Source organism: Streptomyces sp. NPDC098781 (assembly GCF_044759995.1).
GTDB lineage: Bacteria > Actinomycetota > Actinomycetes > Streptomycetales > Streptomycetaceae > Streptomyces.
Genome location: NZ_JBIWAK010000002.1, coordinates 1,115,938 through 1,141,006 on the forward strand (window position 1 = coordinate 1,115,938; position 25,069 = coordinate 1,141,006).

Below are 25,069 nucleotides of genomic sequence, written 5' to 3' on the forward strand. Positions count from 1 at the left end.
GTCCAGCCGTCCGGCACGCGGACAGCCTCTCCAGGACACCCAGTGCTCCGGAGGAAGAGGTTTACGGGGATGTGGCGTGCCTATATCCAGGGACACGCCGACGGTCAAGGTTACGGGGCCATGGCCAAGGGGGTCAAACCGGGCCGGGCCCCACGAGAGTGCGGCCGGTCACAGGGACCGGCCGCACACCTCGCGGATCAGCTCTCGTCGGTGGCGGCGGAGACCGTGGTCTTCTTCGCCGTCGACTTGGCGGCGGCCGTCTTGGTGGTCTTCGCCGCCTTCTTGGCCGTCGCCTTCTTGGCCGTCGCCTTCTTGGCCGCGGTCTTCTTGGTGGCGGCCTTCTTCGCCGTCGCCTTCTTGGCCGTCTTACGGGCCGTCTTCTTGGCCGGAGCCGTCTCCGCGACGCCCTCCTCGGCGGCGGTGTCCGCCTCCGACGCCGGGACGACCACGACGGCCTCTTCCTCGGAAGCGGTCGGCGCGGTGGCCTTGCGCACGGCACGGCGGCGCGGACGGGCCGGAGCGGCGCTCTCGGCGACCGCCTCGGCGGGAGCCTCCACGGTCTGCTCCGCCGGAGCCTCGACCGGGGCCTCGGCCTGGGTCTCGCCGAGCGTCACCACAGCGGCCTCGGCACCCGTGGGGGAGCCGGCGGGCGCGGACACCTTGCGGGTCGCGCGTCGCCGCGTACGGCCCTTGGGCGCGGCCTCCTCGGCGACCGGGGCCTCGACCACGGCGTCCTCCACCGCCATCGGCTCGGCCTTCGCCTCCTCGGCCGACTCCGGCTGCACCGGGCGCTCGACCTCCTCGGCGACGGTCACGTCCTGAGCCGTGGGAACCGCCTCGGCCTTCCTCGGCGCACCCGCCGGAGCCGACACCCGCCGGCCGCCACGGCGCCGCGAACGACCGCCACGACCGGCCGCGGCCTCCGCCTCGGCGACGCTGCTGTACAGCTCCTCGTCCGGCGCGAAGGCCGGTTCGGCGAGTGCGGCCGGCTCGGCGACCTCGGCGGCCACCTCGGCCTCGGTCTCCGCCTCCTCCTCGGCCGTCTCGACCGGCTCGGTGGCGACGGACGCCTCATGCACATGCTCGGGCCCGGCACCGGCACGCGCGCGCTTCTTGCGCTTGCCGCCGCCTCCGCCGCCGGCGGACGTCGGCTGCTCCATGTGCACGATGACACCGCGGCCGTTGCAGTGGACGCAGGTCTCGGAGAAGGACTCCAGCAGGCCCTGGCCGACCCGCTTACGGGTCATCTGCACGAGCCCCAGCGAGGTGACCTCGGCGACCTGGTGCTTCGTACGGTCCCGGCCCAGGCACTCCAGCAGGCGCCGCAGCACCAGGTCCCGGTTGGACTCCAGCACCATGTCGATGAAGTCGATGACGATGATGCCGCCGAGGTCGCGCAGCCGCAGTTGGCGCACGATCTCCTCGGCCGCCTCCAGGTTGTTCCTGGTGACGGTCTCCTCGAGGTTGCCGCCCTGACCGGTGAACTTTCCGGTGTTGACGTCGACCACGACCATCGCCTCGGTCCGGTCGATCACCAGCGAACCACCGCTCGGCAGCCAGACCTTGCGGTCCAGCGCCTTGGCGAGCTGCTCGTCGATCCGGTACGTGGCGAAGACGTCGACCTCGCTGGTCCACTTCTGGAGCCGCTCGGCCAGGTCCGGCGCCACGTGCGAGACATACCCGTGGACGGTCTCCCAGGCGTCGGAACCGCTGACGACGACCTTGGAGAAGTCCTCGTTGAAGATGTCCCGGACGACCCGGACGGTCATGTCCGGCTCGCCGTACAGCAGCGTCGGGGCGTTGCCGTTCTTGGCCTTCTTCTGGATCTCTTCCCACTGCGCCTGGAGGCGCTCCACGTCGCGGCGCAGCTCGTCCTCGCTCGCGCCCTCGGCGGCGGTACGCACGATGACGCCCGCGTCCTCGGGGACGATCTTCTTGAGGATGGTCTTCAGCCGCGCCCGCTCGGTGTCGGGCAGCTTGCGGCTGATGCCGGTCATGGAGCCCTCGGGGACGTACACGAGGTAGCGGCCCGGCAGGGAGACCTGGCTGGTCAGACGCGCGCCCTTGTGGCCGATCGGGTCCTTCGTCACCTGGACGAGCACGGACTGGCCGGACTTCAGGGCGGACTCGATGCGCCGCGGGCCGTTGGCCATGCCCAGCGCCTCGAAGTTGACCTCACCGGCGTACAGGACGGCGTTGCGCCCCTTGCCGATGTCGATGAAGGCGGCCTCCATCGACGGCAGCACGTTCTGGACCTTGCCCAGGTAGACGTTGCCGACGTACGAGGTCGACTGCTCCTTGTTGACGTAGTGCTCGACGAGCACGTTGTCCTCGAGAACGCCGATCTGCGTACGGTCGCCGTGCTGGCGGACCACCATCACGCGCTCGACGGCCTCGCGGCGGGCCAGGAACTCGGCCTCGGTGATGATCGGCACCCGGCGGCGGCCCTGCTCGCGGCCCTCGCGGCGGCGCTGCTTCTTGGCCTCCAGACGCGTGGAGCCCTTGATGGACTGCACCTCGTCGGACGGCTCGGCCTTCGGGCGGGGCTCGCGGACCTTGACGACGGTGCGCTCGGGGTCGCCGTCGCCGGGCTCGGTGTCCACGGAGGAGTCACCGGCGCGACGCCGACGGCGCCGGCGGCGACGGCTGCTGGAGCTGGACCCACCGCCGTCCTCGCCACGGGCGTCCTCCGCGTCCTCTTCCTCCTGCTCGGCGGTGTCCTCGGCGTCCTGCTCCGCCTGCGAGGCGGCGACTTCCTCGCCCTCGTCGCCATCGGCATCGGCATCGGCTGCCTCACCGCGGCGACGACGCCGGCCACCACGGCGGCGACGGCGACGCGAGCCGCTCTCCTCGGCCTCCTCGCCGTCGCCCGCGTCGTCGGCGGACTCCTCGGCTTCCTCGGCCTCGTCCTCGGCGGCGGCCTCGACGCCCTGGGTCTCGGGCTCCTCGGCGTATCCGCCACGACGCCGACGGCGCCGGCGGGACGCGCCGCCCTGCTCCTCGGCGAACTCCTCGACGTCCTCGGTCTCCGCCTCGGCGGCGGCCTCGGCGGCGGCGCGCTCGGGCGTCTGGAACTTCGGCTCGGTGAACACGGGCGCCTGGAACACGGCCACGGCGGGCCGCGCGGGGCGCGGGGCCTCGTCGGAGTCCTCGCCGGAGGCGGCGGAAGCGGCGGAAGCGGCGGTCCGGGCGGGCTCGGCGAAACCGGCGGCGGCCCGTCGCACGACACGGCGACGGCGGCGGGGAGAGGCTTCCTCGGCGGTGTCGGTGTCCTCGGCGCTCTCGGCCGCGGGGGTCTCGGTGGAAGCGCCGACTCCGGCCACCGCGGCGGCCTCGGTCTCGACACCCGGGGTCACCGGGGTCTCGGCGGTCACCAGCGTCTCGGCGGGAGCTTCGGCGGGGGTGGCCTCGGCAGCCTCGTCGGCAGCGGTCGAGGCGGTCACGCGGCGCGTGGCACGGCGGCGGGTGCGGCGCGGGGCGGCCTCGTCAGCCTCGGCGGGCGCCTCCGTCTCGGCGGACTCCTTCGCCTCGACGCTCTCTTCCTCGGCGGTGGGGGCGGCGACGCGGCGCGTGGCACGGCGGCGCGTACGACGCGGGGCGGCCTCTTCGGCGACCTCGGCGGTCTCAGCCACCTCGGCGGCCGTGGGCTCCTCGGGGGAGCTCTCGTCGTCGGCATCGGTGGACGCGGAGACCACGGCCTCCGTCGCGGCCGTCGTCTCCGCCGCCGGAGCAGCGGCGGGGGCGGACGCACGACGCACCGCGCGCCGACGCGAACGAGGCGGCGCGGCCTCAGCGGCGGTCTCGGTACCCTCTGCGGTCTCCGCCGCGGAATCCACAGCGGTCGCGTCCGGGCTCGCCACCTCGGCGACCGGCGCGGGAGCCGTCACGGGCACCACGGTCTCGGCGGCTTCGGCAGCCGCGGGCGACCCGGTGGGCGCGGACGCGCGACGCACGGCGCGACGACGCGGACGACCGGCGGGAGCGGCCTCCTCCGTCGCAGCGGCCTCTTCGGTGTCGGTGGCCTCGGAAGCCACATCGGCCTCGACGGCCTCGATGTTCTCCTCGGCCAACTCGGCCAACTCGGCCTTTTCAGCCTCTTCGGCGTTTTCGATCACAGTCGCGACATCGGCGACCTCAGCAGCCGGTATGGCCGGCTCCACGACCTCCGCGGGCCCCGCCTCGGCGGCGGCCACGGGCGGTCCCGCCGGGCGGGACGCGGCCCGACGCCGACGGCGCGGCGGCAGGGTGTCGCTGGGAGTGTTCAGTTCGGAACCCTCGTTGGGTTCGGTCGGTTCGAGCATGCGGGCGTTTCTCCCGTCAGGCTCCCGGGCGCCGCGCCTGGTCCGGCGGCATGCCGGTGACGTCCGCGGCTCGCGCGGTGCGCGACTGCCGCCGTCCGGGGCGCGGGCGCCGCACGGGAGCTCTCTGTGTCCTGTCTCGCCGGTTCCGTACGCCTCATGCGCACGGCCTGGCGAAAGTCTTCTGGTCGGTGCGCTGCCCGACCCAGGTGGCTCCCGAGTACGAGGGCGGCGCTTCGACGTCCGTCCCTACGCGGAACCTTCCTTACGCCGGCGCCTTCGCGGCGGCAGCGGGCTCGGCCTCGGTTGGGGCCGTCGCTGCCTCGCGGTCGGGCGCGAGCGGGTCGGTCACCGTGCCGGTCTCTTCATCGAACAGCCCCTGCGCCAGCCTGGTCACCGCTGCGGGGACCGGCGGCGCCAGGTCGGCCACGGCGCGGAGACCGGACAGGACGTCGTCGGGTCGAACGGCAGGCGTCACGTGCCGAACAACCAGCCGCAGTATCGCACAGGGCTGGTCGGTCGGCCTATCAGCTGCCGAACTGTGCGTTTCAAGACTGACGACAGCGGGGCGGGCGTCGAAGGTGCGTACGCCGTTCTTGGTCATGCGCTGGACCTCGACGGCCTCCGCGGCGTCGAAGGCCGCGACCGCGCGCCCGGCGTCCACCGGGTCCACGCCGTCGAGCCTCAGCTCCCAGACGGATGCCGTGAGCCGGTCGGCAAGCCCGGAGGTCCGGGCCTCGACCGCCTCGACGATGTCGAGCCCGGTAGGCATCGACTCGTCGAGCAGAGCCCTCAGCTGCTCCGGATCCCGCGCCTGGGTGAGCGCGATCTCCAGATACTCCGCCTCACTGCCCGTGCCGGTGGGTGCGGCATTGGCGTACGACACCTTCGGGTGCGGCGTGAACCCCGCCGAGTACGCCATCGGCACCTCGGCACGGCGCAGCGCGCGCTCGAAGGCACGCTGGAAGTCACGGTGGCTGGTGAACCGGAGGCGGCCGCGCTTGGTGTAGCGCAGTCGGATGCGCTGCACCGCCGGTGCGGGCGGCGGGCCTTCGGGCTGTCGCTTGCCCAGTGTCGTTCAGTCCTTCGTGAGTGCGGTCGTACTGCTACCAAGAGTACGTGTCTCGCGGCCCCGAGGTTCCCGACCGGCCACCGTTTCTCGCTCACGGGACTCCCCGAACAGCATCCGCCGGAAGTCGGCGCGCGCCTGCCGGACCGACTCACGGGCGGCGGTGAGGGCCTGCCGGGTGGCCCGGCCCACGCCGCGGGCAGCCTCGGCGAGGGGCCGCAGCACGGCATCGCGGACGGCGTGCCCGACCGGCGTCAGCACCGTGCGGTACACCCACCGCACGGGCTCGACGAAGATCCACCGGAAGAGGTTCGCGAGGAACCGCCCGACCACGAGCGATATCCGCCCGGCGACCCGCCACGCATGGCCGAGGGCGTCCCCGATCTCCCGGCCGACGACGGCGAGCGCACGGCCGGCCGGGGCGAGGACCCAGCGGTACAGCCCGAGCGCGGGCAGGACGACCAGCACGCGCGTGATCCAGTACAGCGTGACGCCGATGCCCGTGGCGACGGTGCGCACGAGCCACGCGAGGGCCCGTCCGACGGGCGTGAGGATCCACTCGTAGACCCAGAGGGCGGGGACGACGACGAGATACCGCGCCAGCCACGCCACGGCCCCGAAGACGCCGAGCCCGATCGCGCCGAGGACCGCGCCGAGCCCCCTGAGGACCCACATCACGTAGTGCCCGAGGGGAGTGAGCACGCGCGCGTGGAGCCACGCCAGCCCGGCCCCGATCCCTCGCGCCACCCACGCGCACGCGTGCCCGACGGGAGTGAGCGCATACCGGTACAGCCACACCGCGGGAACGACGAGGAGGACCTTCCCCAGCCACCCGAGCCCGACACCAACGGGCACCACGACATACCGCCACAAACCCACGAACGGCCACACGAACAAGGCCCGCCCGAGCCAGAGCAGCGCCCGCCCCAGCGGCCGCAGCACTGTGTCGTCGAGGAACCGCCCCGCCACGACGAGCGCGTCCCACACCATCCGCACCGGCACGACGAGCACCAGCGCGACGATCCGCACGGGCAGCCGGACGGCGACGACAAGACATCCCTCAGGCGCTGGTTGCCGCTGCTGCCGAGCCGGTGGCTTCTCAAGGTCCATATTCGTGGAGACGCCACCGTCACGTGTCCGGATCCCGCTGTTCATCACGACTGTGTGCCGATTCAACATGGCCGCGGACAACGCCCGGTCCGAGGCCGGGCGTTCGCGTTTGCGGGATGCGCGGAGCGGGTGAACAGTGGATTCAAGGGCCCGGGTCGGCAGACGGATGATGCCGGTTGATCCCGACACAGCGCACAGCGCATCTGGAACCAACATGGCCAGAACCCCCAGGCGGTACGCCTCCCACAGGCTCCACGCATCCCTCCTCGCCGCGGCGCTCGCGTTGCCGGCCGGTGTGACGAGTGCGATGGCGGCTCAACAGCCGCCGGCGCCGAGCGCCCCCCACGCACCCGCTCAGACGACACCACCGCAGACGTCTCCGCCGCCCCCACCGGGTGACACCGACCCACCCACACCCACCGACGAACCGACCACCCAGCCGCCGACGACCCAACCGCCGTCCGAACCAGCCGATCCCTCTACGCCCGACACGACGCCGTCGGACGGCAGTTCGCCCACTGATCAGCCATCAGATCCCCCCGAGGACCGACAGGAACTGACGACCGATCCCCCACCGGAGCAGTCACAAGCACTTGAAAAGGTGACGACCACTCTGGAGCAGCGGCGAGCGGAAGTGCCCGAAGAACTCACCCCGTCCGTCGACTCCCTGATCGCCACCCTGCGAGCGGTCGAGGACCCGTCGACGTCACCCCAGGACCGAGGGGCGGTCACCGAGAGCGCGGAGGCGCTGGCCGCGACGCTGGCGGTGATCAGCGATGACGGCACGTCCGGTGCGGTGCGGGACCAGCTGACCGGGATCGTGAAGCAGGTGGCCTCCACTCTTGAGGCGGGCCGGGGGCTGGACGGGGCGCCCGAGGACCGGTCACGGCTCTTCGTGGTGGTGAAGCGGACCACGGGCGCGCTGGACACGATCGCCGATCCCGAGACGCCGGAGAAGCAGAGTGAGCACCTGACGACGATCGTCGAAGACGTGAACTACGCCGTGGAGCAGGGCAACGGTGCGGGGGACATCGGCGCCACATCGGTACCGGTGAGCTCGTCACTGGGCTTCCTCACCGCTCCAAAGGCATCCCAGCAGGAATCGGGCTCCTCCCAGGAGCATCTGAGCCCAACTCAGGGGGTGCGGGGAGAGTACAACGAACAGCAGCAGGAACTCGGGGAGGCAACAGCGCAGGTGAGCCAGGCGATGAGGCAGGCGACCGACCCCAAATCTTCTCCAGAGGACCGAGCCGATGCCCAAGGGGAGATGAAGGAGCGGACGACTCGTATGAAGGATGAGCAGGAGGAATCCGGCTCATCCCAGGATCCGCCGGACGCAGCCCTCGGGGCAGCTGCCGAAGTGTGTACCAATGCCATCTTCGAGGTCGTCTCGGACCGGAAAATCTCGAACGGCCTGAGAGATATGACCCCGTCCGCCTGGAACAGCACAGGGGTCAAGGACTTCTGGAAGGCCCAGCAAGAGGGAGACGACGTGCTCGACGTCCGCGCGCAACTGCGGAACGACGAGCACAGCCACGGCCCCTTCGCCGTCGGGCGACTGATCGAGCAGCTTGCCACGGTCGTACCGGGGAAGGAACTCACCCAGACCGTCGGGAATGCGGCGCTCCACTGCACGCAGGCAGCCCTGTACCTGGAGGAGGACGGGATCACGGTGGGGAGCTGGCTCGCAAGCGCCGGAGGGTAGGACGGCGACGCTGTCGTCACAGACCGGCTGATCTCAGGATTTCCGCGACGGGCACTTCTGCATCAGTCCGAATACTCGCCGCTCCGTACCTGTCCAGCTCGCGCTTTTCTTCCCTGAGGGCACCCTTTGCCTCCTTGAAGCGAAGTGACGAAATGGAGGAGATGAACCAGAGCCCAGGTGACCAGACAGCTGTCACAAAGCGCGGTCTGCGCGTCACGTTGATGAGGTTGTTGTTGTGTCGTACGCGGCCACTATAGATGAGCTGCTGCCCACACCCCTGCCATTCGCAGTAGTACTGCCCCTCACTCTTGTCCCACGTGTAGTGAGCAGTGCTGAACTCGTCTACATCCAGCTTCCCCCGGTCCTTCCTCATATAGGAGACCTGCACATTTACCGTGATGGTGTCGTAAGGTGGATCCTTGGGAATCTGAAAAACACGCTCGAGGGAATACTCCTGTCCGACCTCGAGCCACTTGCCGGGCCCATAGAAATGACCGCTGCTGATGACGGTCTTCCTTAGATTATCGACATAGAGTTCAGCCTCCCCTGCCTGACTCCTCAACGTTCCCGCACTTTCACGCCACTCTCTCAGCAAGTCCTCGTTCCCGGGATATCTTGAGTACTCAGGAGTTCTCCCACGCACTGTATACACGTCATTGATGACGTAGACGGGAATGCCGCCGGTGTTCTTCAGGTACAGCGTCATCGGGACGTGCACGAAGGACACCCTACGATCCGTCCTCGAATCCCCGAACTTCGCTTTCAAGCTGAAGTGCACGGGAGCTGCCGTAGGTTGATACATAGTGGAGTACGCCAGGCTGACACCGGTCAGCAGTGCGGTGGCGACCACTCCGGCCGCGAACCTCTTGGGCCACGGGACCCCCGTCCAGCATTTCTCCCGCAGAAGAAGCACGAGCGCCCAGAGTGACCAGCACCAGAGCGGCAGGAAAACCAGTAGATAAGGCGTGTACTCCTTCTCTTCCAGCCACATGAAGAGAAGGAGACTTTCCGTGGCCAGCGAAATGAGCACCCCGAGCAGGACCACCGCCCCGGAGACCCGAAGCTGCCGCCTCCCCCAATAGTCGAGCGCCGCCACCGCGGCCAAGCCCTGCACCAGCCCCGACAGCACGAACAGCACCCCGGTGATCCGCTGCGCGAAAGTCAGCGCCCCACCCGCATCCGGCCACCCCACCACCGCACTGAGCACCATGGAAGCCAGCAGCCCGACCACCATCAGCACCAGCACCGCACGCCGCAGCCACGGCCGATCAGGCCACGTACGGCTGTCACCCCCGCGCCAGCATAGGAACGCGGTGTCCTCCAGATCCGCATCCTCCGGGAACCCGAGCCGCCGAAGAATCCTCCGCAGCTCACCCGGGGACCAGGCACTCCCCACCGTCTCGTTGCCCACAGTCACCCGCCGAAGACCGCGACTGTCCGGTGCCTCGACCACGACCCAAGGGCGAATACTCATGACCCCAGGCTCAAACCCACCCCACAGGCCCGCACCCGGGGCTACCCCGTTCGGCAGGCCAAAGGCGCCCTGAGCGACCCCGCCGCGCTCGACGAGTAAGCCGACGCACTCCCCCGTACGGTGGAATGACGGATCGCCCCGAACAGCACAGCTCTCGGCGCCAAGGAGTGATCATGGGCTTCACCTACTCATCGATCCGCACCCACCAGGAAGAAGGCGTCCTGTTCGCCACCCTCGACGCCGACCCCCTCAATCTCATCGGCGTCGACCTCGTCCGCGACCTGGTCGCGCTCATCGACACGCTGTACAGCGACCCTGGAGACGTACGGGTAGCCGTCATCGAGAGCGCCTCGGCCGAGTACTTCTCGGCGCACGTGGACCTCACAGCCATCCCCCAGTACACCGCCGAGGCCGCGAAGGCCGGTGGTCCGGGAGATGCCTCGCTCGGCATGTTCCTGTACAAGCTGGCGCACGTCCCGGTGATCACCATCGCCAAGGTGCGCGGCCGGGCCCGCGGCGGCGGCAACGAACTCGCCCTCGCCTGCGACATGATCTTCGCGGCACGTGAGAACGCGATCTTCGCGCAGTTCGAGTCCGGCACCGGCGCCCTGCCCGGCGCCGGCGGAGTACAGCATCTGGCCCGCCGACTGGGCCGAACGCGCGCCATCGAAGCCATCACCAGCGCCGACGACTTCGACGCCGACCTCGCCGAACGCTACGGCTGGATCAACCGCGCCCTGCCCGACGCCAAACTGGACGACTTCGTAGAGCGTCTGGCCACCCGCATCGCCGGCTTCCCACCCGCAGGCGTCAAGGCCGCCAAACGCGCCGTCAACGACATCACCCTGGCGACCCCGGCCGACGTCCGCTCCGACGCCGTCACGTTCGTCAGCCTGGTCGGACTCCCAGAATCCCAAGAACGCCTCGACTACCTCTCCAAACGAGGCCTCCAAAAGCCCGGCGAAGTCGAACGCGACCTCGGCAAGGCCGTGACAGAGTTCGGCGACTGAGACGACGCCCGTCGCGGGGCACCACAGCCCGGAGCAGGGGCCCACTCAGCCCGCCATTCGATTTACATCCGTCACCTTGCAGGTCACCCGCTGCGTGACCTGGTCCACACCCCCAGCCGATGTCTTCACGGTCTGCCCGGCCGCGACCGTCAGCGACAGTGCCGTGCCCTCTGACACCCGAGTCCCGTTCCGCGCAACGAACTCCACGCTGATGCCGTACGTCGAGGCCTTGGAACTGTGGTTGTGAATCTCCAGCCCCGCAGAAGGCAACCGCGTCGACGAGTCGACACCACAGGACGTGATTCTCACGTCGGCGGACGGCGGATGGCCGGGGTCGTCACTCCTCCCGACCGCGACGACCACCACGATCACGACGATGACCGCTACGGCTCCGAGAGCACCGAGGCACCCCCATAGACACGCCCGTCCCCGCCGCTTCCCCGTCGGCGGACCAGCAGAACCCGGCCCCGCCCACCCTCCCGAAGACGGATCCCCTTCACCGGGTCTCCCCCACCCGGAACCGCTCGCCGGCGGCCGACTCGACGCCACAACGGCCTCCTTCGCACGGTCACCGCCACGCTAGGAAACCGGAATTCCCCCCGCCAGTCGGACGCGGCCGACCGGGCGTGCTGCCCGGCAATGAGCCCCCTACCGCGGTCGCTCAGGCTTGGCGCCGAGAGAGCGACAGTCGGCGTCGCTCCGGGTCGACGTCCGTGACGACAACCGTCAGCTGATCGCCGACCTGTACGGCATCCTCCGGCGCCGAGCAACGGGACCACGAAGGGGTCTGGCTGCGTCGCCCGCAGGGACAGCCGAGCCTCCCCGTTGCAGATGTCGAAGCAGGCCTTGACGCTGCTACTCCACTTCGATGCCGTAGTCCTGGAGCAGTTGTTCCAGACCCTGTGGGTAGCCCTTTCCACCGAGGACGAAGTCCCAGTCACCATTCGGCCTGTGCCGGAAGGAGCCCAGAACCAGTGCCGTCTCCCCGGAGCGGCCATCCGACACCTCGAGTCGGCCGAGTTCCGTCCTCGCCGGGTCCAGAAGTCGGATGCAGGCGTCGGTGAAGCCCGTCAGGTCCGCGTCGGGGTTTATTTCCGGGTCGATGGCAGCCACCAGCACGAGCCGGTCAGCCTCCTGCGGGAGCGCGTCGAAGGACACACGCATCGCCGCCTTGTCCGGCGCGTGCGCCTGCACCGCTCGCACCGAACCATCCGGAGTCTGCGGGTTGTTGAAGAACACGAAGTGCTCTTCGCTCAGGACCCGGCTGCCACGGCATACGAGTGCGCACACGTCCAAGGCGACGTTTCCCGACCACGTCATGCCCAGCACGTTGTAGTCGTCGGTCGAGGTCGCAGGACCGGACGGCGTCGTCCGCGTGGGGGCCGCTCGCCCGCCCTCCCCCAGACGGCCACGAAGACCGTGTCTGTGCAGCAGATCGACAAGCTCACTGCCCGAGATGAGCTCCAAGGGCTTACCACGGGCGAAGGTGTGCGAGCCGGGTCCAAAGCCCGAGGTGGTCACCAGAACGCCCTTGTTGGCACCGCGGTCCTGAACCGTGCCGTACAGGTCACGTACGGCGGTTGGCGGCACCGTCGCTCGGTAGCGCTTCACCTGTACGACGATCTTGCCGCCTCGGATGGGTGTCGGGTCCAGCGCGTCGACATCGACGCCCCCGTCGTTCGAGCGCTGAGTCGTCACCGCCTGCATTCCCATCGCGCGGAACACCTCGGCAACCAGTGACTCGAAGGCGATCGGATCCATGTCGTAGAGATCCGGCTCCTCGTTCCCGCCATGTGTGACGACATGGTTGCCGACGTCCCGAGGCCGACGGCTCGGCCGCACCGAGGTGAGCTGATCGGGTCGAACTGTGAGTTGGCCGCGCAACGCATCGGTCAGGCAGCTCACGGGATCCACCTGCTCCAGATGCAGCCCGGTGAAGTCCGACCGTCCAGCCATGACGGTCGCCAGAAAGATGTGCGATTGCCTCCCCGTCGCCGGGTCGGGCGCGTCTACGAAGCCGTTCAGAGCGACCGAGTCGAGGATGCCGTACTCGTCCGCGGCGAACAGTTGATGCGACACCAGCAGCATGCTCTGCGCCAGCACCTCTCGGTACAGCGCCCGACGCTGGGTCACCGGACGAGCGGTCTCTTTGTCCTGGTCCTGAGAGGGGACGTACCTCACCGACTTCGCCTCAGGCACGACGTCGTACGAAGGCATCTCCCAGTCCAGGACGAGTTGCCGGGCCGCAGGATCAAAAGCTGCGGCGACCTGCCGCGGGAACCCTTCGGGCCAGGCAGTCGACGAGTAGAGCGCGGCCGAGAAGTACTCGACCACGGAGTCCGGCTCGCCCCGCCGCACCCCGGCGGTCACCTCGACGATGCCGGCATTGTGCCGACGTACCTCCGACCGCTGAGCCTCCGCCCCTCGGTCATACTCCCGCTGTGCGGCCGCTAACTGCTGCTGCCGCTGTGCTTCGGCAGCCTGTGCCGCGTGCCAGTCCCGTTCGAAGCGAGCCCGTGCCTCGGCTTGAGCTTGTGCACGCCGGCCCGCGGTCCAACCGCCCTGCGGCTGGTACTGGCTCTGACTCTGGTCCGGCATGCGTACTGGCCAAGCGAGCGGCCCTGGATCGAAGGGCGCGATCGCTTCCGGACGCATCAAGGAAGACGCTCTGAAGACCGGGGCCTGGCAACCAGCGACCAACAGCCCCTGCAAGGACGCCACCTGCGCTTCGATCTCCTCCGTGCGCCGCCTTGCCTCCGCCTGCCGGAACTCTCGATGCTCCCGTTGCCCCTGAGCAGCGAGCCGCTGGTAGGCCCGCGCCTGCCGAGCCTCCTCCCTGAGCTGTCTCGCCTCAGCTTCCGTCCGGCGCTGTTGTTGACGCTGCATCTCGGCCCAGACGCCGACCAAACCAGCAGAGCGACGACTCATGCGCTACCTGCCCTCCCCAGGGACGTCGGCACCGCCGACCAAAACCTGGTCGCCCCCGCAACCAGTAGTAACAATCCGACTTTATCCAGTAATCACCATCCTGGACATCGACTTGCCAAAGGCAAGTCGAGCCGATCGTTCAGGCAGCTCAGCGGCCTCGGAGAGCGCTGATGGCCGTTCGCCCCTATCAGGTCGCGCTCCGCGTCCGCCGACGCCGGCCTGGCGGCTCCAGCGGCCTGGCGGCCGTCCAGACCGGCGGACGGCGCGACGTCACGCGGGGTCGCCGAGCGGCGGGTGCTCGAGTACGCGGGGCTTGTACTCGACCAGCTGGGTACGGCCGTCGAAGGTGCGGTGCCCGATCATCTCCAGGGCGACGTCCGGATAGCCGTCGTAGATGCGTTCATCGCCCGTGGCCCCGGTGATCACCGGGAACATCACGACCCTGAAGCGGTCGACGAGTCCGGCTCGGAGCAGGGACCGGCACAGGCTGAGGCTGCCGATCGTGCTGAGGAGCCCCGATCCACTCGACTTCATGGCCCGGACCGCCTCGACGGCGTCACCGCGGACGAGCTCGGAGTTGGCCCACGTCAGTGGCTCCTCGAGTGTGGAGGAGAACACCACCTTGGACGCTTGCGTGAGCTCGTCGACGGACGCCTCTTCTTCGGGCCTGAACTCGTCCTGGCCACTCGGGACCTCACCCGCGGCGAAGCCCGACATCAGGCGGTAGGTCTTTGCTCCCATCAGGTAGGTGACCTCGGGCTGCTCGCCGAGCCATGCGAGGTACTCCGGGCCCTCGAGGCCCCAGAACCCGGGCCATCCCTCTCCCGATGCGTAGCCGTCGAGGGTGGTGATGAAGTCGACAAGAAGCTCCGACACGGCGGTGTCCTTTCCTAGGGCGTCACGAGCTTGGACCGGCGGGGAGTCACAAACTCATCGCCGCGCTCTGGAGTAACGCGTAGGTGTGGGGACCCTGAGGCCAAGGCGGGGTTCGTCAGAACCCGGATGGCCGTAGTCGAATCGCACGCTCTGTGACGGTGTCACAGCCTGAAGGCGTGACTGCCGCTCGCCCCGCCAAGGCCGCCGTCACGCGATCGAGCGCCCCGCCCACCTCAGTCCATCTGGGGGCACACCCCAGCAAGCCCAAAACCCCGCCGTCAATGGGAGCGGCCACGACCGTTATGGGGCGGCCTCTGACCAATAGGCAGCGCCTCGCACCCGGACATGGATACCGTGGACGCTGAGCCGCTGTGACGCTGGTTGGTGGGTCGTGCGGACGGCCCGAAGGGGGACTGCCGGATGGTCGAACTGTCGCCGGACGACAGGTCGGCGCTCATCGCCGTACTCAAGGAACTACCGGAGTTCGCCCGCGAGGCCGATCGGGGCGAGTTCGTGCGGAACGCCGGGCTGGCGCAGCTGGTCACCCACGTCGACCTGAGCGGATCGCCCTACGTGGCGGCGAGCAGGCTGGTGACCCACGCCCTCGCGTATGGGCGCGTCTCCCCGGAACACGAGGCACTAGGGCGAATCGTCAACGAGTTGACATTGCTCGTGGGGATGGAGCAGCGCACGCTCCTCACCGGCATCCTGGATCGCTACGGCCTCATGGTTCCGGTGGCGCCACAACCCGAGCCAAGTGGGGCTCTGAGCGACCGGGACATCGCCCAGTTCCAGGAAAAGATCATCGGCGAGAACACGCTGCGGCCCGTCTCCTTCCTCGCCGAAGGCCTGCGTGCCGCAGCCGCCGTCGCATACGTCGAGACCAGGGTGGGAAACCGCAGCTGGTCGGGCACGGGCTTCCTCATCGCCCCCGGACTATTACTGACGAACCATCATGTGATCGGCAGTGAAGAGCAGTTACGCGGATCGGTTTTCCGCTTCGGCTTCGAGGACGACGCCGAAGGCCGCGCCCGACCGGTCAGTGAGTACCGGCCGGCTGAGGGCGGCCTCCTGCACACGAGTCCGGGCGACGAACTGGACTACTCCCTCATCGCGATCGACGGGCAGCCCGGACGTAAGTGGGGATGGCTGAGCGCGTCGAAGACGCCTCCACGGACCGGGGACCGCGTCAATATCGTGCAGCATCCGGCCGGACTGCCCAAGCAGATCGCTCTCCAGCACAACCGGATCGCTTACCAAGGAGGGGACGTTGTTCAGTATCTGACGTCCACACTCCCCGGCTCCTCGGGCTCCCCGGTACTGGACGACCAGTGGCATGTGGTGGCGATCCACCACAGCGGGGGCAGGATTCCCGAGCCGACAACTGGCCGGTTCTTCTACCGCAACGAGGGCATCCTGCTCTCAAGCGTGCTCGCCCATCTTCCCGACGAGCTGCGTGGGCAGACCAGCGTTCCGCGTTTCATCGAAGGGGGCTCCGATGACGACCATCTTCCCGCGTGACTTCGACTGTCCCAACTGCGATACGACATTCGAGTCCTACGTCACCGGCAGCACCAACAACATGGGCGGCGTCACCACCGACTTCCAGGAGATCGCCGGCGGATCCCAGCCGGACAGGGGATTCATCCACACCTGCGACAACTGCGGATTCACCGGCCACAGTGGCGCCTTCAACGGCCGAGTGGACATGAAGGTGTCCCGGCTCATCGCCGAGCGCATCACGCCCTTGGTGCGTGACGAGCGTTCCTCGGCCTCCCGCCGCTTCGAGTACGCCGCGTGGATCGCCAAGTGGCGAGGCAGTGTCGCCGACGAGATCGGAAGCCTGTATCTACGGGCCGCTTGGGCCTGGGGTGACGAACCGGAGGTGGAGAGCACCGAAGGCCAGGACTACCTGCGCCGACAGGTGATCGAGCACTTCGAGAGGGCAATCGAGGAGAACTGCGTCAGCGGCGAACATGCCCAGACCATCAAGTACTTGATCGGCGAGCAGTACCGGAGAGTCGGCGAGTCGGATGCCGCCGCACGCTGGTACGACCGCGTCATCGCGGAAGCCGGGAACGACCCGGAGCAGCGCCGGCTGGTCGACCTCGCCCGACAGCAGAAGACCGACCCTCAGGAATTCCTGCGCTGAGATGACCGACCCGCACCATCGAGCCCTACCGGGCCGAATACGCCAGCAGGCCCAGCGTCTGCTGCGCCGCGTCCCGGGAATCGACAGACCTGGTCTGCGCCAAGCGCTCCTCCAAGACGCCGCGTTCGACGCCGACCTTCTGGACTGCATCCCCGTGGACGGCTCCACGATCGACTTCTGTGCCGTGGTCGTAGACCGTTGCGCCCGCCACCGCCACGCACCCGGGACGGAACCCCCGCTGGTGTCGATCCTGCGCGCCGCGTTCGAATTCGTCGGCTCCCCTCTCGACGGCGAACTACTGGCGCTTGCACAAGAGATCACAGCCATCGCCGCATCGGACACGTCCGAAGACCGGACGCTGGACGACTTCCTCGACGAACTCGGCCTGGATCGCCACGCGGAGGCCAGCCCGTACACACAGCTCACCTCTGTGTTCGTGCCTCCCCAGCAGTACGACGACATCGTCGCCACCCTCGAGCGGCACCACGTCGTGTTCATCGTCGGAGATCCCCACGTCGGAAAGACGTTCACCGCCGTCGAACTGCTGTGGAAGCTCTACTCGCGGTCCGGATTCACTCCCAGCTGGGTGAACTCCCAGCAGCTCAGCCTGACGCTCAGCACATCGCCGGGCAGGTTCGAGGACAGGCTTGCCAAGCTCTTCCCGAACGACCAGGCCATCTATCTGGAGGACCCATTCGGGGCGACGGTGCCTGTGGACATGCCGGAGTTCGTCACGAACCTACGGCGGTTCCTGGACCTTGTGGCCGCCAGGAGATGCCGGGTCCTCGTCACGTCACGCTCCGCCGTCTTCGACAAGGTGATCATCGACTCGTTCGCCGAGTACACGATCACGCTGAGCCAGCGACTGACCGTGGAGACCGCCTACACCACCGCTCAGCTGGACGAGATCGCGGAGCGGTATGTCGCCTGCTACCGCCCACGATGGACTCCCGTACCGCCGTACGTCATCACACGCATCACCAACGCCCTGCCCGTACCGCACAACGTCGAACTGTTCATCCGCAATACCCGCGACATCCTGGACGTGGAAGAAGCACTCACCCGACTGCCCGGATATCGGGACATCTCCTCGGAGTTCGGCCGCCAGGTCCGGCTTCTGACTCTCGTGGAACAGGGCTTCCTCTATCTCGTCGCGACCCTGTCCTCGGAACACATCGATCAGGACACGGTCCGCCGTCTCTTCGACACCGCGGTGCGAGATGGCGACTTCGGCCATGTGGGCATCACGTCCTTCGACCTCGCCCTCGACTCGCTGCGCGACTACGTCCTGTGGCACGGCACCCTGACGGGCGGCTACCACGCGCTGCGGCATCCGAGCATCGAGGAAGGGCTCGACCGCTGCGTCCGCGCCGATCCGCAACTCACCGAGGTGGTACGCAGACTGGCGCGGCGGATGGCGGACAGCAGCGAGGTCGGAGTACGCAGCGCCGCCCTCCAGGGATTCCTCCGGCACGCCGACTTGATGTGGACTGCCCCTTGGGGCCAGCGCGTCTTCCGCGAATTCCTGGACGCTCCCGACGTGGCGATCCGCCAGGCAGCACGCAACCGCCTGATCTCCGACTTCGTCAAGGTGCCCGCGTCCGCGCGGATCCCGCTGCTTGAATACGTCGAGGCAACTTGGAACGAACGCTACCTGCTGCGACTGATACTGATCGCCCCCGTAGCCGAGCCATGGCGAGGACGCATTCTCGGACGGCTTCTGGCTACCTGGGACGACTGGGTCCGATTCCGGGTCGCCCGCAACCTGGCCCACCTGTTCAAGGACCCGGCAAACGACCCGGCGGTCCGCCGACTGCTGACCGACCCGACCCGACAGATCGCCAGGACCACGGCACAAGGGCTCCTGGACGAACTCGGCCGGCACCCCACCGCCCCGAACTGGCAGGCGATCAGACTGCTGCACGAGACCGGCCTGGCAACAAGCGTCCCAGAGATCGCCCACCGACTCGACACTCTGCTCACCACCGCCCGCAACACTTCTTCCGAGATCCCCGCAGATCTCCTACCCCTCACAATGGCCCGCCCATCAGACCCCGACCGATCCGCCTCAGAGGCCACCTAAGAGTTGTCCCGTAATCCATCGAGGCTGAGGGTCATGCGGTGTCCGGGTCGGCGCCGACGGCACCGGCCGAGTGAAGCGAACGTCCGAGGTCTCCGGTGAGGATGCGGGGGTGTCGTCGCCACCACCACAGGTCGGGACCGGGCAGCCTGTGGAACCGGTTGAGTGCTTGGCCGTCGTCATCGACGGTCGCGGCCTTGTACCGGTCGTCCAGAACTTTGATCTGCGGGGTCCAGAGCTGGACGATGTGTTCGTCCAACAGGAGCCACGCCTCGTGCAGCCAATTTCGGCAGTAGAGGTCGTTGGTGTATCCGTGGATGTCGCCGCCGTAACCGCGCTCGATGGCGCTCACCAGCGCGGCCCATGCGTTAACTCTCTCAGCGACCCTGAATGCCGTCCGCCAGCCGCGCTGGTGCAACAACTCTCCTACCTCGGTTTCAGTAGCCAGGGGCGTGAGGCTCTCACGCATCCCTGCGGGCGACTGAGATGTGTCCCGCAGGAAGCCGGCGGGCCCCGGAGTGAGATCAGGGGGAGACGGATCTCGCCGTGGCTCGTGTTGATCACGGCGTCGGAGCCATCCTGGATAGCACCGTTCCCCGGGCTGAGCTCGAAGCAGATTGGCAAGCTTGTGCCGGCGCTGCGTCGTGAGAGTGCGGACGCAGTCCGCGAGGGTCGGCCGTGGAGCCTTCCGCTGGAGGACTGGCTACTGCTGGTCGCGGCATATTGGCGAACGGATTTGACGATGCGCCAGCTCGCGCCGATCTTCGGGGCGTCGAAGTCGGCGGCGGACCGCATCATCGACCACCTCGGACCGGTGCTCGTCCTCCTACCTCACAAGCGCTTCGCCAAGGGCGCCGTAGGCGAGACCCTCGACTTCAGGCAAATCTCACGAGCCGTCGATCAGCTTCTGCACCTCAGGGGGAATCTGCTTGTCAGAGCGGAGGGCCCTGAAGACGACTGCCTGTTCAGGAGATGACCCGATCGCCATGGCCAGGTCTGGAGAGATGCCACTCACAGCGTAGGCGTTCTCCGTGGTCTGCGGCCTTCATAGACGAAGTCGCTCGTACAAAGGCTCTCGCCGTTCGCACCATCATCTTCTGAGGCACACCCGACTACGGTGAACGCCGTAACTGTCAGTGCCACTGCGACTGAACCTCGTCCGACCCAGCTCATGGACTCTCCCTGGATGACCGCCCGCTTCTGGTACTCGGCGACGCGGGCGAAGGACAGCCGGGCGTGCCGGGCAAAAGTGGGACTGTACGAGAGCACCGCGCACCCTGACCTGCGCCTAGTGATCGGCTCATGGCTGGGCGTGTCCGGGTGACTGCCGCACTCTTGATCCCGACGACCAGCGCCCAACGGGCCGGGCGACCCGCCGCCTTCACGAGTTCAAGTTCAGTAACGCGAAGGCCCGGGTCAAGCTCCGAGTCAGGCAGCAAGGCATGCCGACCTTCGCCAAGCGGCGACCGCATTCGACCAGCCGCCGCATGTCAACCATGCACTGCGGAGGCCACCTGAATGGGTGAGGCCATTCACGCAAATGCTCCGCCGTGAATGGCACATCCAGCGCACACCGCACAGGGTGACGAACAACCCGTCCCGCCTCCGAAGGTGAGCAGCTATGACGTCGTCACCCCTGCCAGGGCATCACAAGGGCCGAATACCCGCAGTCGCCGTCGCGCTGGCGGCCGCGGCGGCATTGTCAGCATCGGCACCAGCCGTCGCCAACGAAGCGCCTGCGGCCGGCGGCGACACCGGTGCCACCAAGGGCAAACCGACCATCGTCCTGGTGCACGGCGCCTTCGTCGACGCCTCCAGCTGGAACGCAGTCATCGGACGCCTACAGAGCGACGGCTACCGTGTCATCGCTCCCGCCAACCCGTTGCGCGGCCTGCCAGCCGACTCCGCCTACATCGCAAGCTTCCTACGGAGCGTTCACGGGCCCATCGTCCTGGTCGGCCAGTCGTACGGCGGCGCAGTGATCACCGAGGCAGCGGTCGGCAATCCCCATGTCAAGGCGCTCGTGTATGTCTCCGCCTTCATGCCCGACAAGGGCGAAGTCCTCGGCCAGCTCGCCGCCAAATTCCCCGGTAGTGAGCTCAATCCCGCGCTGGTACAGGTGCCCTTCAAGAACGCGGACGGCTCCACAGGCACAGATCTGTACCTCTCCCCGGAGAAGTTCCGTGCCGTCGCCGCAGCCGACCTGCCGCAAGAGGCCACCTCGGTGGCGGCCGCAGCCCAACGTCCCATCTCCGCGACAGCCTTCACCGACAAGGTCACTTCCGCCGCGTGGAGGACCATCCCGTCCTGGGCAGCTGTAGCCACGAACGACAAGGCCATCGCGCCCGACCTGGAACGCTTTCAAGCCAAGCGCGCCGGCTCCCACACTGTCGAGATCGACTCCTCCCACAGCGTCATGCTTTCCCACCCCGACGCCATCACCGACCTCATTCGCGACGCCGCCCGCGCACATCCCACAAAGCCGGCTCTCGCAGAAACAGGACTCACCACCGCCGGTCTCGTCGGCGTCGGCGCCACCGGCGTAATGCTCATCGCGGGAACAGGGCTCATTGTGATCAGCCGCAAGCGGTCAAGCCGTACACAGTGACCAACACGCCCCCCAATATGGCCACTCAGGCACTCCACTGCCGTGGCCGAGCCGCTTAGCTGATTCGGGACCCCAGGGGTGCGGGTCAGGCGTCTGAAAGCCGCCGACTGCCGAACCAGAGCGCCGACGAACGCACCCGCACCCCAGCTCCCGGTACTCCGCGTCCAGAACGGGTGCGGGGAGGCCGGTCGACCACAGGGTGCGTGGCGTGACACTGCCCGGGACGTAGGCGGCCCCGGGCCGTGGATGGTTAGCGCGTGCCGGGCGAGGACGCAGGCTCGGCCGAACCCAGTGCACCCGGCTGTGGCGGCGTCTCGTGCGGTGTCGCCGATTCGTGCCGGCTGTGGCGAGGCACGAGAAGTGCCGCCAGCGCGGCGCCGATGCTCGCGATTCCGAGCGCGGCAAAGCCGAGGGTGTACCTGTGCTCGGTCGGCAGACCGCTCGGCAGCGTATGCGCAGCCACGATGCTCGTCAGCAGTGCGGTGCCTATGGAGCCACGATCGTACGAATGTTGGCGTTCATGCCGTTCGCTACACCGGTTTGGTGTGGCGGCACGGCCGTGACGATCACGTTGGACATGGTGGCGAATGCCATTCCGAAGCCAATGCCGACGATGGCCATGGCCACGAGGATCTCCCACACCTGGGTGTGCGCGAAGGTAAGGATCGCGAACCCCGCGACACTGATGACGGTGCCGACCACGAGGATCGTCTTGCTGCCGAAGCGATCGGCGAGGCGGTGCGAAACAAGCCCGATCAGGAACATCGCGATCGTCTGCGGCACCAGGATCGCACCGGCCCCGGTAACGGAGGCACCGAAACCGTACATACGCGAGCGCACGAGAACAGCAGGAGGCGCGGGGCGACAAAGTGACTTGGGCCGCGGGCAGCGGTGGTTCCTCCTGGCAGTCCCTCGTCCGTGGCACGGGCACGATCGAGGCCGACTACCTCAATGGCGAGATCGCCTTGCTGGGTCGGCTGCACGGCGTCCCGACCCCCGTGAACGAGCTGCTGCAACGACTCGCCACCACGTTCGCGCGCGAGCGGCGACCGGCTGGGTCTCTGCCAGTGGCGGAGCTGGTGCGAGCCGCGGACGAGGCGGTGGCGGCGGCCGGCCAGAATGATGTCGCGTTCGTTCAACACGATCACAAGGCGCGTTCCTAGAGCCAGCCACAAGCCGAGCCATACCCCGGTCTCCCCTCGGCAGTTTTCAGTCGCGGTGCCGAGAGATCGCGGTGGTCCTGGCCGTGGAGCATGGTCGGCGCCGCATGGGCGTCGTGCATCGGTGACCGCGGTGTCAGGAAGGTGGCGGCCATGGCAGCGATGACGTCATGGGCCGCGTCTGCTGCTGCCCCTTGCGCAGCCTTCGTAACTCGGACTCGGTCGGGATGAGCGGCGTGCCTGGACCGATGGCAACCGAAGCCGAGGAGGCTTGCTGGTCCGTCGTGTTAGACAGGGCCACTGCCGGCCGCGGCCTGACCCGCCGAACGGCCCGAAGTCTCCGCACGAGCGATGATCAGTCGGACGGCGGTCGAAGGCCGGGGAAGAGCGTGTGTGCGCTCTCGTGGACGATCGCCATGGCCTCCCGGCCCTTCAGTGGCGCGTTCTCGTCGATCACGGGCACGGTGGCGCCCAGTTGCCCGACGAGGGCGAGGTAGCCGTGAAAGAGGGCGGTGGCGAGCGGGTTGAGCGGTGCGTCCGGGGGGACCAGGTCCTGGTCGAAGGCGGGGACGGGCCGGGCGGTGACGTCGGGCCAGTCCTGCGGGTCGCGTGGCCGCTCCAGGCTCAGGAGGGGGGCGAGGTCGGGTGCGTCGGCGTCGCGTGAGGTCAGGGGCGGGCCGAGGTTCCAGCGTTCGCGGAGGGTGCGGATGACCGAGGTGTGATGGTGCACGCCGTTGATGACGGTGCGGGCGGGCATCCAGGCGGAGACGGCGATGGCGGGCAGGCGGACGCCGAGCCGGTCGAAGGCGAAGCCCATCTGCCCGGGCGGTGCACCAGGGTCCGGAGGAACGGCGGCGGGCGGGGGAACGTGGTCGTAGGTGCCGCCGTGCTCGTCGAAGACGACCATCAGCAGCGTGTTCAGCGCGTTCGAACCCTCCGGCGAGTTCGACGCACGGACGGCGTCGTAGATCGAGGCCAGCAGCGCCTCGCCGCCCAAGAGGGAGGAGGGCATGTCGAAGGGGACGCCCTGGAGCAGGGCGGATTCCGGCGGGTGCATGTCGTTGTGTCCGTGCCACAGGTTGGGCTCGATGAACGCGTACGTGGGCAGGGTGCCGGCGGCGGCGTCCTCCAGGAAGCGGTCCGTGGTGACGAAGTGGGTGGCGAACCGCTCGCGCAGCCGTGGTGCGTGGATCAGGCCGGTGAACGGGAGCGGACTCGGCGCGTCCACGTAGACCCGCCACGTCAGGCCGGCGGCGTCCAGCCGCTCGAAGACCGTCTCGGCAGTGTTCTGCATCGGGAAGGTGGGGTACGGGGCGTTGACGACGAAGCCCGAGGCGCTCGCGGCGTGGAAGAACGAGCGGTTGGTGAAGGTCTGCGAGGGCACCTCGGCGAACCAGTGGTCGAAGGTGCCGAAACCTCGCGCCAGCGTGGACACGACAGGGAGCTGCTCCGGTGTGTAGCCGGCCATGATCTGCGCGTATTCGTGGTACTTCGGCTGGCGGCCCATCTCGGCGGCGAACGCGCTGACGTAGTCGGTGACGAACCCGTCCATCGTCGGCGCCCACCCAGGCGGTGGTGCGTTGAACGGGGCGGCCATGTTCTCGGCCAGCACGCCCCGATTGCCGACGGGGTTGATCACGCCGAAGAGCTGGGTGTTGACGTGCTGGTACTCCTCGCCCGGGTCCGGGTTCGGCGTGTCCATCGTTTCCGCGACCCCGTACGAGACGGTCTGCCGGCCGTTGCGCTCCTCGGCCCAGTCCGGGATCGGGTTCGACAGATCCTTCCCGAGGACTCCTTCGAAGGAGGCGGCGGCCTCGCCCGGTTCGTACAACCGTCCGAGCAGGTTGTCGAACGACCGGTTCTCGAACATCAGCACGACCACATGATCCAAAGCGTGGCTACGGTCGGCAACAGGCATCGCTGACCTCCGATCCGGGTGCGCCCCCCCCAGTTCCCGCAGGTCATTCTCACTCTTCTTCAGCCGCATACCGCTGTCAAAACGAGGCACACCGCACCAGACAACCAGGCCGATCACTCCTCGTCCTCGCTCGCCTCGCCCAAGGCCTCCATCATCCGATCCATCTGCGGGCAAGGTGCCACCACCAAACTTCTCATCACTTTCTGCGTCAAGACGACTACACAAAGTAAGATTGAGACGCACTGAGCAACCCACGGAGCCCGTTCAGACACGTCCTGGAGGCTTTGATGACCAATGTTCCGGGTGACCTGAAGTACTCCCAAGACCACGAGTGGGTGCAGTCCCTGGGCAACAACCGGATCCGCGTGGGCATCACGGACTACGCGCAGAAGCAGCTCGGGGACCTCGTCCACGTAGAGCTGCCTGCGGTAGGTAGCCGCTGGGATGCGGGCGACAACTTCGGCACCGTGGAATCCGTGAAGTCCGTGAGCGAGCTCTATATGCCGGTGACCGGCACGATCACGGCAGTGAACGAAAGCCTGGGCGACCCCAGGGGACCCGATCAGATCAACGACGACCCCTATGGCGACGGCTGGATCGCCGAAGTCACGGTCGCCAACGCCGCCGACCTGAAGGGTCTGCTCACACCCGCCGAGTACGAGAAACTCGCCAGCGCGTAAG

The 25,069-nt window shown here is 68.1% G+C and carries 19 protein-coding genes and 2 pseudogenes; 9 read left to right on the forward strand and 12 right to left on the reverse strand.

Going from position 1 to position 25,069, the window contains the following annotated elements; all coding sequences use genetic code 11:
• Window positions 1–197: 197 nt before the first annotated feature.
• The 3 genes from ACIQWG_RS11070 to ACIQWG_RS11080 form a co-directional block, all read right to left on the reverse strand.
• Window positions 198–4,301, reverse strand: coding sequence for an Rne/Rng family ribonuclease (locus ACIQWG_RS11070; protein ID WP_404093143.1), 4,104 nt, complete (start codon window positions 4,299–4,301; stop codon window positions 198–200).
• A gap of 262 nt (window positions 4,302–4,563) precedes the next feature.
• Window positions 4,564–5,328 (reverse strand): TIGR03936 family radical SAM-associated protein, encoded by a 765-nt coding sequence (locus tag ACIQWG_RS11075; protein ID WP_404093145.1) that lies wholly within the window; start codon window positions 5,326–5,328, stop codon window positions 4,564–4,566.
• A 48-nt stretch (window positions 5,329–5,376) separates the two neighbouring features.
• Complete coding sequence (locus ACIQWG_RS11080) at window positions 5,377–6,477, reverse strand: hypothetical protein (protein ID WP_404093147.1); 1,101 nt, start codon at window positions 6,475–6,477, stop codon at window positions 5,377–5,379.
• 283 nt (window positions 6,478–6,760) lie between these two features.
• Here ACIQWG_RS11080 and ACIQWG_RS11085 point away from each other — a divergent pair, with 283 nt between their 5' ends.
• A complete protein-coding gene (locus tag ACIQWG_RS11085; protein WP_404093150.1) occupies window positions 6,761–8,182 on the forward strand; it encodes a hypothetical protein in 1,422 nt (473 codons plus the stop codon).
• Between the two features lie 16 nt (window positions 8,183–8,198).
• Here the strand turns inward: ACIQWG_RS11085 and ACIQWG_RS11090 are convergent, their stop codons facing one another.
• Complete coding sequence (locus ACIQWG_RS11090; protein ID WP_404093152.1) at window positions 8,199–9,635, reverse strand: Yip1 family protein; 1,437 nt, start codon at window positions 9,633–9,635, stop codon at window positions 8,199–8,201.
• 194 nt (window positions 9,636–9,829) lie between these two features.
• Here ACIQWG_RS11090 and ACIQWG_RS11095 point away from each other — a divergent pair, with 194 nt between their 5' ends.
• Window positions 9,830–10,666 carry an enoyl-CoA hydratase/isomerase family protein gene (locus ACIQWG_RS11095; protein ID WP_404093154.1) on the forward strand — a complete coding sequence of 279 codons (837 nt, stop codon included), beginning with the start codon at window positions 9,830–9,832 and terminating at the stop codon, window positions 10,664–10,666.
• A 45-nt stretch (window positions 10,667–10,711) separates the two neighbouring features.
• Here ACIQWG_RS11095 and ACIQWG_RS11100 read toward each other — a convergent pair whose 3' ends face one another.
• The 4 genes from ACIQWG_RS11100 to ACIQWG_RS11115 all read right to left on the reverse strand — a co-directional run bounded on the left by ACIQWG_RS11100 (window position 10,712) and on the right by ACIQWG_RS11115 (window position 14,470).
• Window positions 10,712–11,038, reverse strand: a complete 327-nt coding sequence (locus ACIQWG_RS11100) for a hypothetical protein (protein WP_404093157.1) — start codon at window positions 11,036–11,038, stop codon at window positions 10,712–10,714.
• Between the two features lie 289 nt (window positions 11,039–11,327).
• Complete coding sequence (locus ACIQWG_RS11105) at window positions 11,328–11,603, reverse strand: S1 RNA-binding domain-containing protein (protein ID WP_404093568.1); 276 nt, start codon at window positions 11,601–11,603, stop codon at window positions 11,328–11,330.
• Complete coding sequence (locus tag ACIQWG_RS11110) at window positions 11,522–13,594, reverse strand: restriction endonuclease (protein ID WP_404093159.1); 2,073 nt, start codon at window positions 13,592–13,594, stop codon at window positions 11,522–11,524. The genes ACIQWG_RS11105 and ACIQWG_RS11110 overlap by 82 nt, the downstream gene beginning before the upstream one ends.
• Window positions 13,595–13,864: 270 nt before the next feature.
• On the reverse strand, window positions 13,865–14,470 hold the full coding sequence (locus ACIQWG_RS11115) for a dihydrofolate reductase family protein (RefSeq protein WP_404093162.1): 606 nt from the start codon (window positions 14,468–14,470) through the stop codon (window positions 13,865–13,867).
• Between the two features lie 420 nt (window positions 14,471–14,890).
• On the opposite strand from ACIQWG_RS11115, the gene ACIQWG_RS11120 reads away from it, so the two are divergent.
• Genes ACIQWG_RS11120 through ACIQWG_RS11130 form a run of 3 tightly spaced genes read left to right on the forward strand, consistent with a single transcriptional unit; the run spans window position 14,891 to window position 18,705 of the window.
• Window positions 14,891–15,991, forward strand: a complete 1,101-nt coding sequence (locus tag ACIQWG_RS11120) for a trypsin-like peptidase domain-containing protein (protein ID WP_404093165.1) — start codon at window positions 14,891–14,893, stop codon at window positions 15,989–15,991.
• Window positions 15,969–16,622, forward strand: coding sequence for a DUF2225 domain-containing protein (locus ACIQWG_RS11125; RefSeq protein WP_404093168.1), 654 nt, complete (start codon window positions 15,969–15,971; stop codon window positions 16,620–16,622). Before ACIQWG_RS11120 ends, ACIQWG_RS11125 begins: the two co-directional genes overlap by 23 nt.
• Before the next feature lies 1 nt (window position 16,623).
• A complete protein-coding gene (locus ACIQWG_RS11130) occupies window positions 16,624–18,705 on the forward strand; it encodes a hypothetical protein (protein WP_404093171.1) in 2,082 nt (693 codons plus the stop codon).
• Between the two features lie 31 nt (window positions 18,706–18,736).
• Here ACIQWG_RS11130 and ACIQWG_RS11135 read toward each other — a convergent pair whose 3' ends face one another.
• Window positions 18,737–19,054 (reverse strand): hypothetical protein, encoded by a 318-nt coding sequence (locus ACIQWG_RS11135; RefSeq protein ID WP_404093174.1) that lies wholly within the window; start codon window positions 19,052–19,054, stop codon window positions 18,737–18,739.
• Between the two features lie 201 nt (window positions 19,055–19,255).
• On the opposite strand from ACIQWG_RS11135, the pseudogene ACIQWG_RS11140 reads away from it, so the two are divergent.
• A pseudogene (locus tag ACIQWG_RS11140) lies at window positions 19,256–19,561 on the forward strand (transposase family protein); the annotation flags it as partial.
• Between the two features lie 27 nt (window positions 19,562–19,588).
• On the opposite strand, the gene ACIQWG_RS11145 reads toward ACIQWG_RS11140, so the two are convergent.
• On the reverse strand, window positions 19,589–19,690 hold the full coding sequence (locus ACIQWG_RS11145; protein WP_404093570.1) for a hypothetical protein: 102 nt from the start codon (window positions 19,688–19,690) through the stop codon (window positions 19,589–19,591).
• Window positions 19,691–20,323: 633 nt separating this feature from the next.
• Between ACIQWG_RS11145 and ACIQWG_RS11150 the strand changes: the two genes are divergently transcribed.
• A complete protein-coding gene (locus ACIQWG_RS11150) occupies window positions 20,324–21,310 on the forward strand; it encodes an alpha/beta fold hydrolase (RefSeq protein ID WP_404093175.1) in 987 nt (328 codons plus the stop codon).
• Window positions 21,311–21,796: 486 nt separating this feature from the next.
• On the opposite strand, the gene ACIQWG_RS11155 is transcribed toward ACIQWG_RS11150, so the two are convergent.
• Window positions 21,797–22,138 carry an MFS transporter gene (locus tag ACIQWG_RS11155; RefSeq protein WP_404093573.1) on the reverse strand — a complete coding sequence of 114 codons (342 nt, stop codon included), beginning with the start codon at window positions 22,136–22,138 and terminating at the stop codon, window positions 21,797–21,799.
• On the opposite strand from ACIQWG_RS11155, the pseudogene ACIQWG_RS11160 reads away from it, so the two are divergent.
• A pseudogene (locus ACIQWG_RS11160) lies at window positions 22,138–22,473 on the forward strand (ketopantoate reductase family protein); the annotation flags it as partial. The gene ACIQWG_RS11155 and the pseudogene ACIQWG_RS11160 sit on opposite strands and share 1 nt — an antisense overlap.
• Before the next feature lie 352 nt (window positions 22,474–22,825).
• On the opposite strand, the gene ACIQWG_RS11165 reads toward ACIQWG_RS11160, so the two are convergent.
• Window positions 22,826–24,346 carry an alkaline phosphatase family protein gene (locus ACIQWG_RS11165; RefSeq protein WP_404093178.1) on the reverse strand — a complete coding sequence of 507 codons (1,521 nt, stop codon included), beginning with the start codon at window positions 24,344–24,346 and terminating at the stop codon, window positions 22,826–22,828.
• Window positions 24,347–24,675: 329 nt separating this feature from the next.
• Between ACIQWG_RS11165 and gcvH the strand changes: the two genes are divergently transcribed.
• The gene (gene gcvH / locus ACIQWG_RS11170) at window positions 24,676–25,068 is read left to right on the forward strand and encodes a glycine cleavage system protein GcvH (RefSeq protein WP_404093181.1); all 393 of its coding nucleotides are present in this window, start codon (window positions 24,676–24,678) and stop codon (window positions 25,066–25,068) included.
• Window position 25,069: the final 1 nt, after the last annotated feature.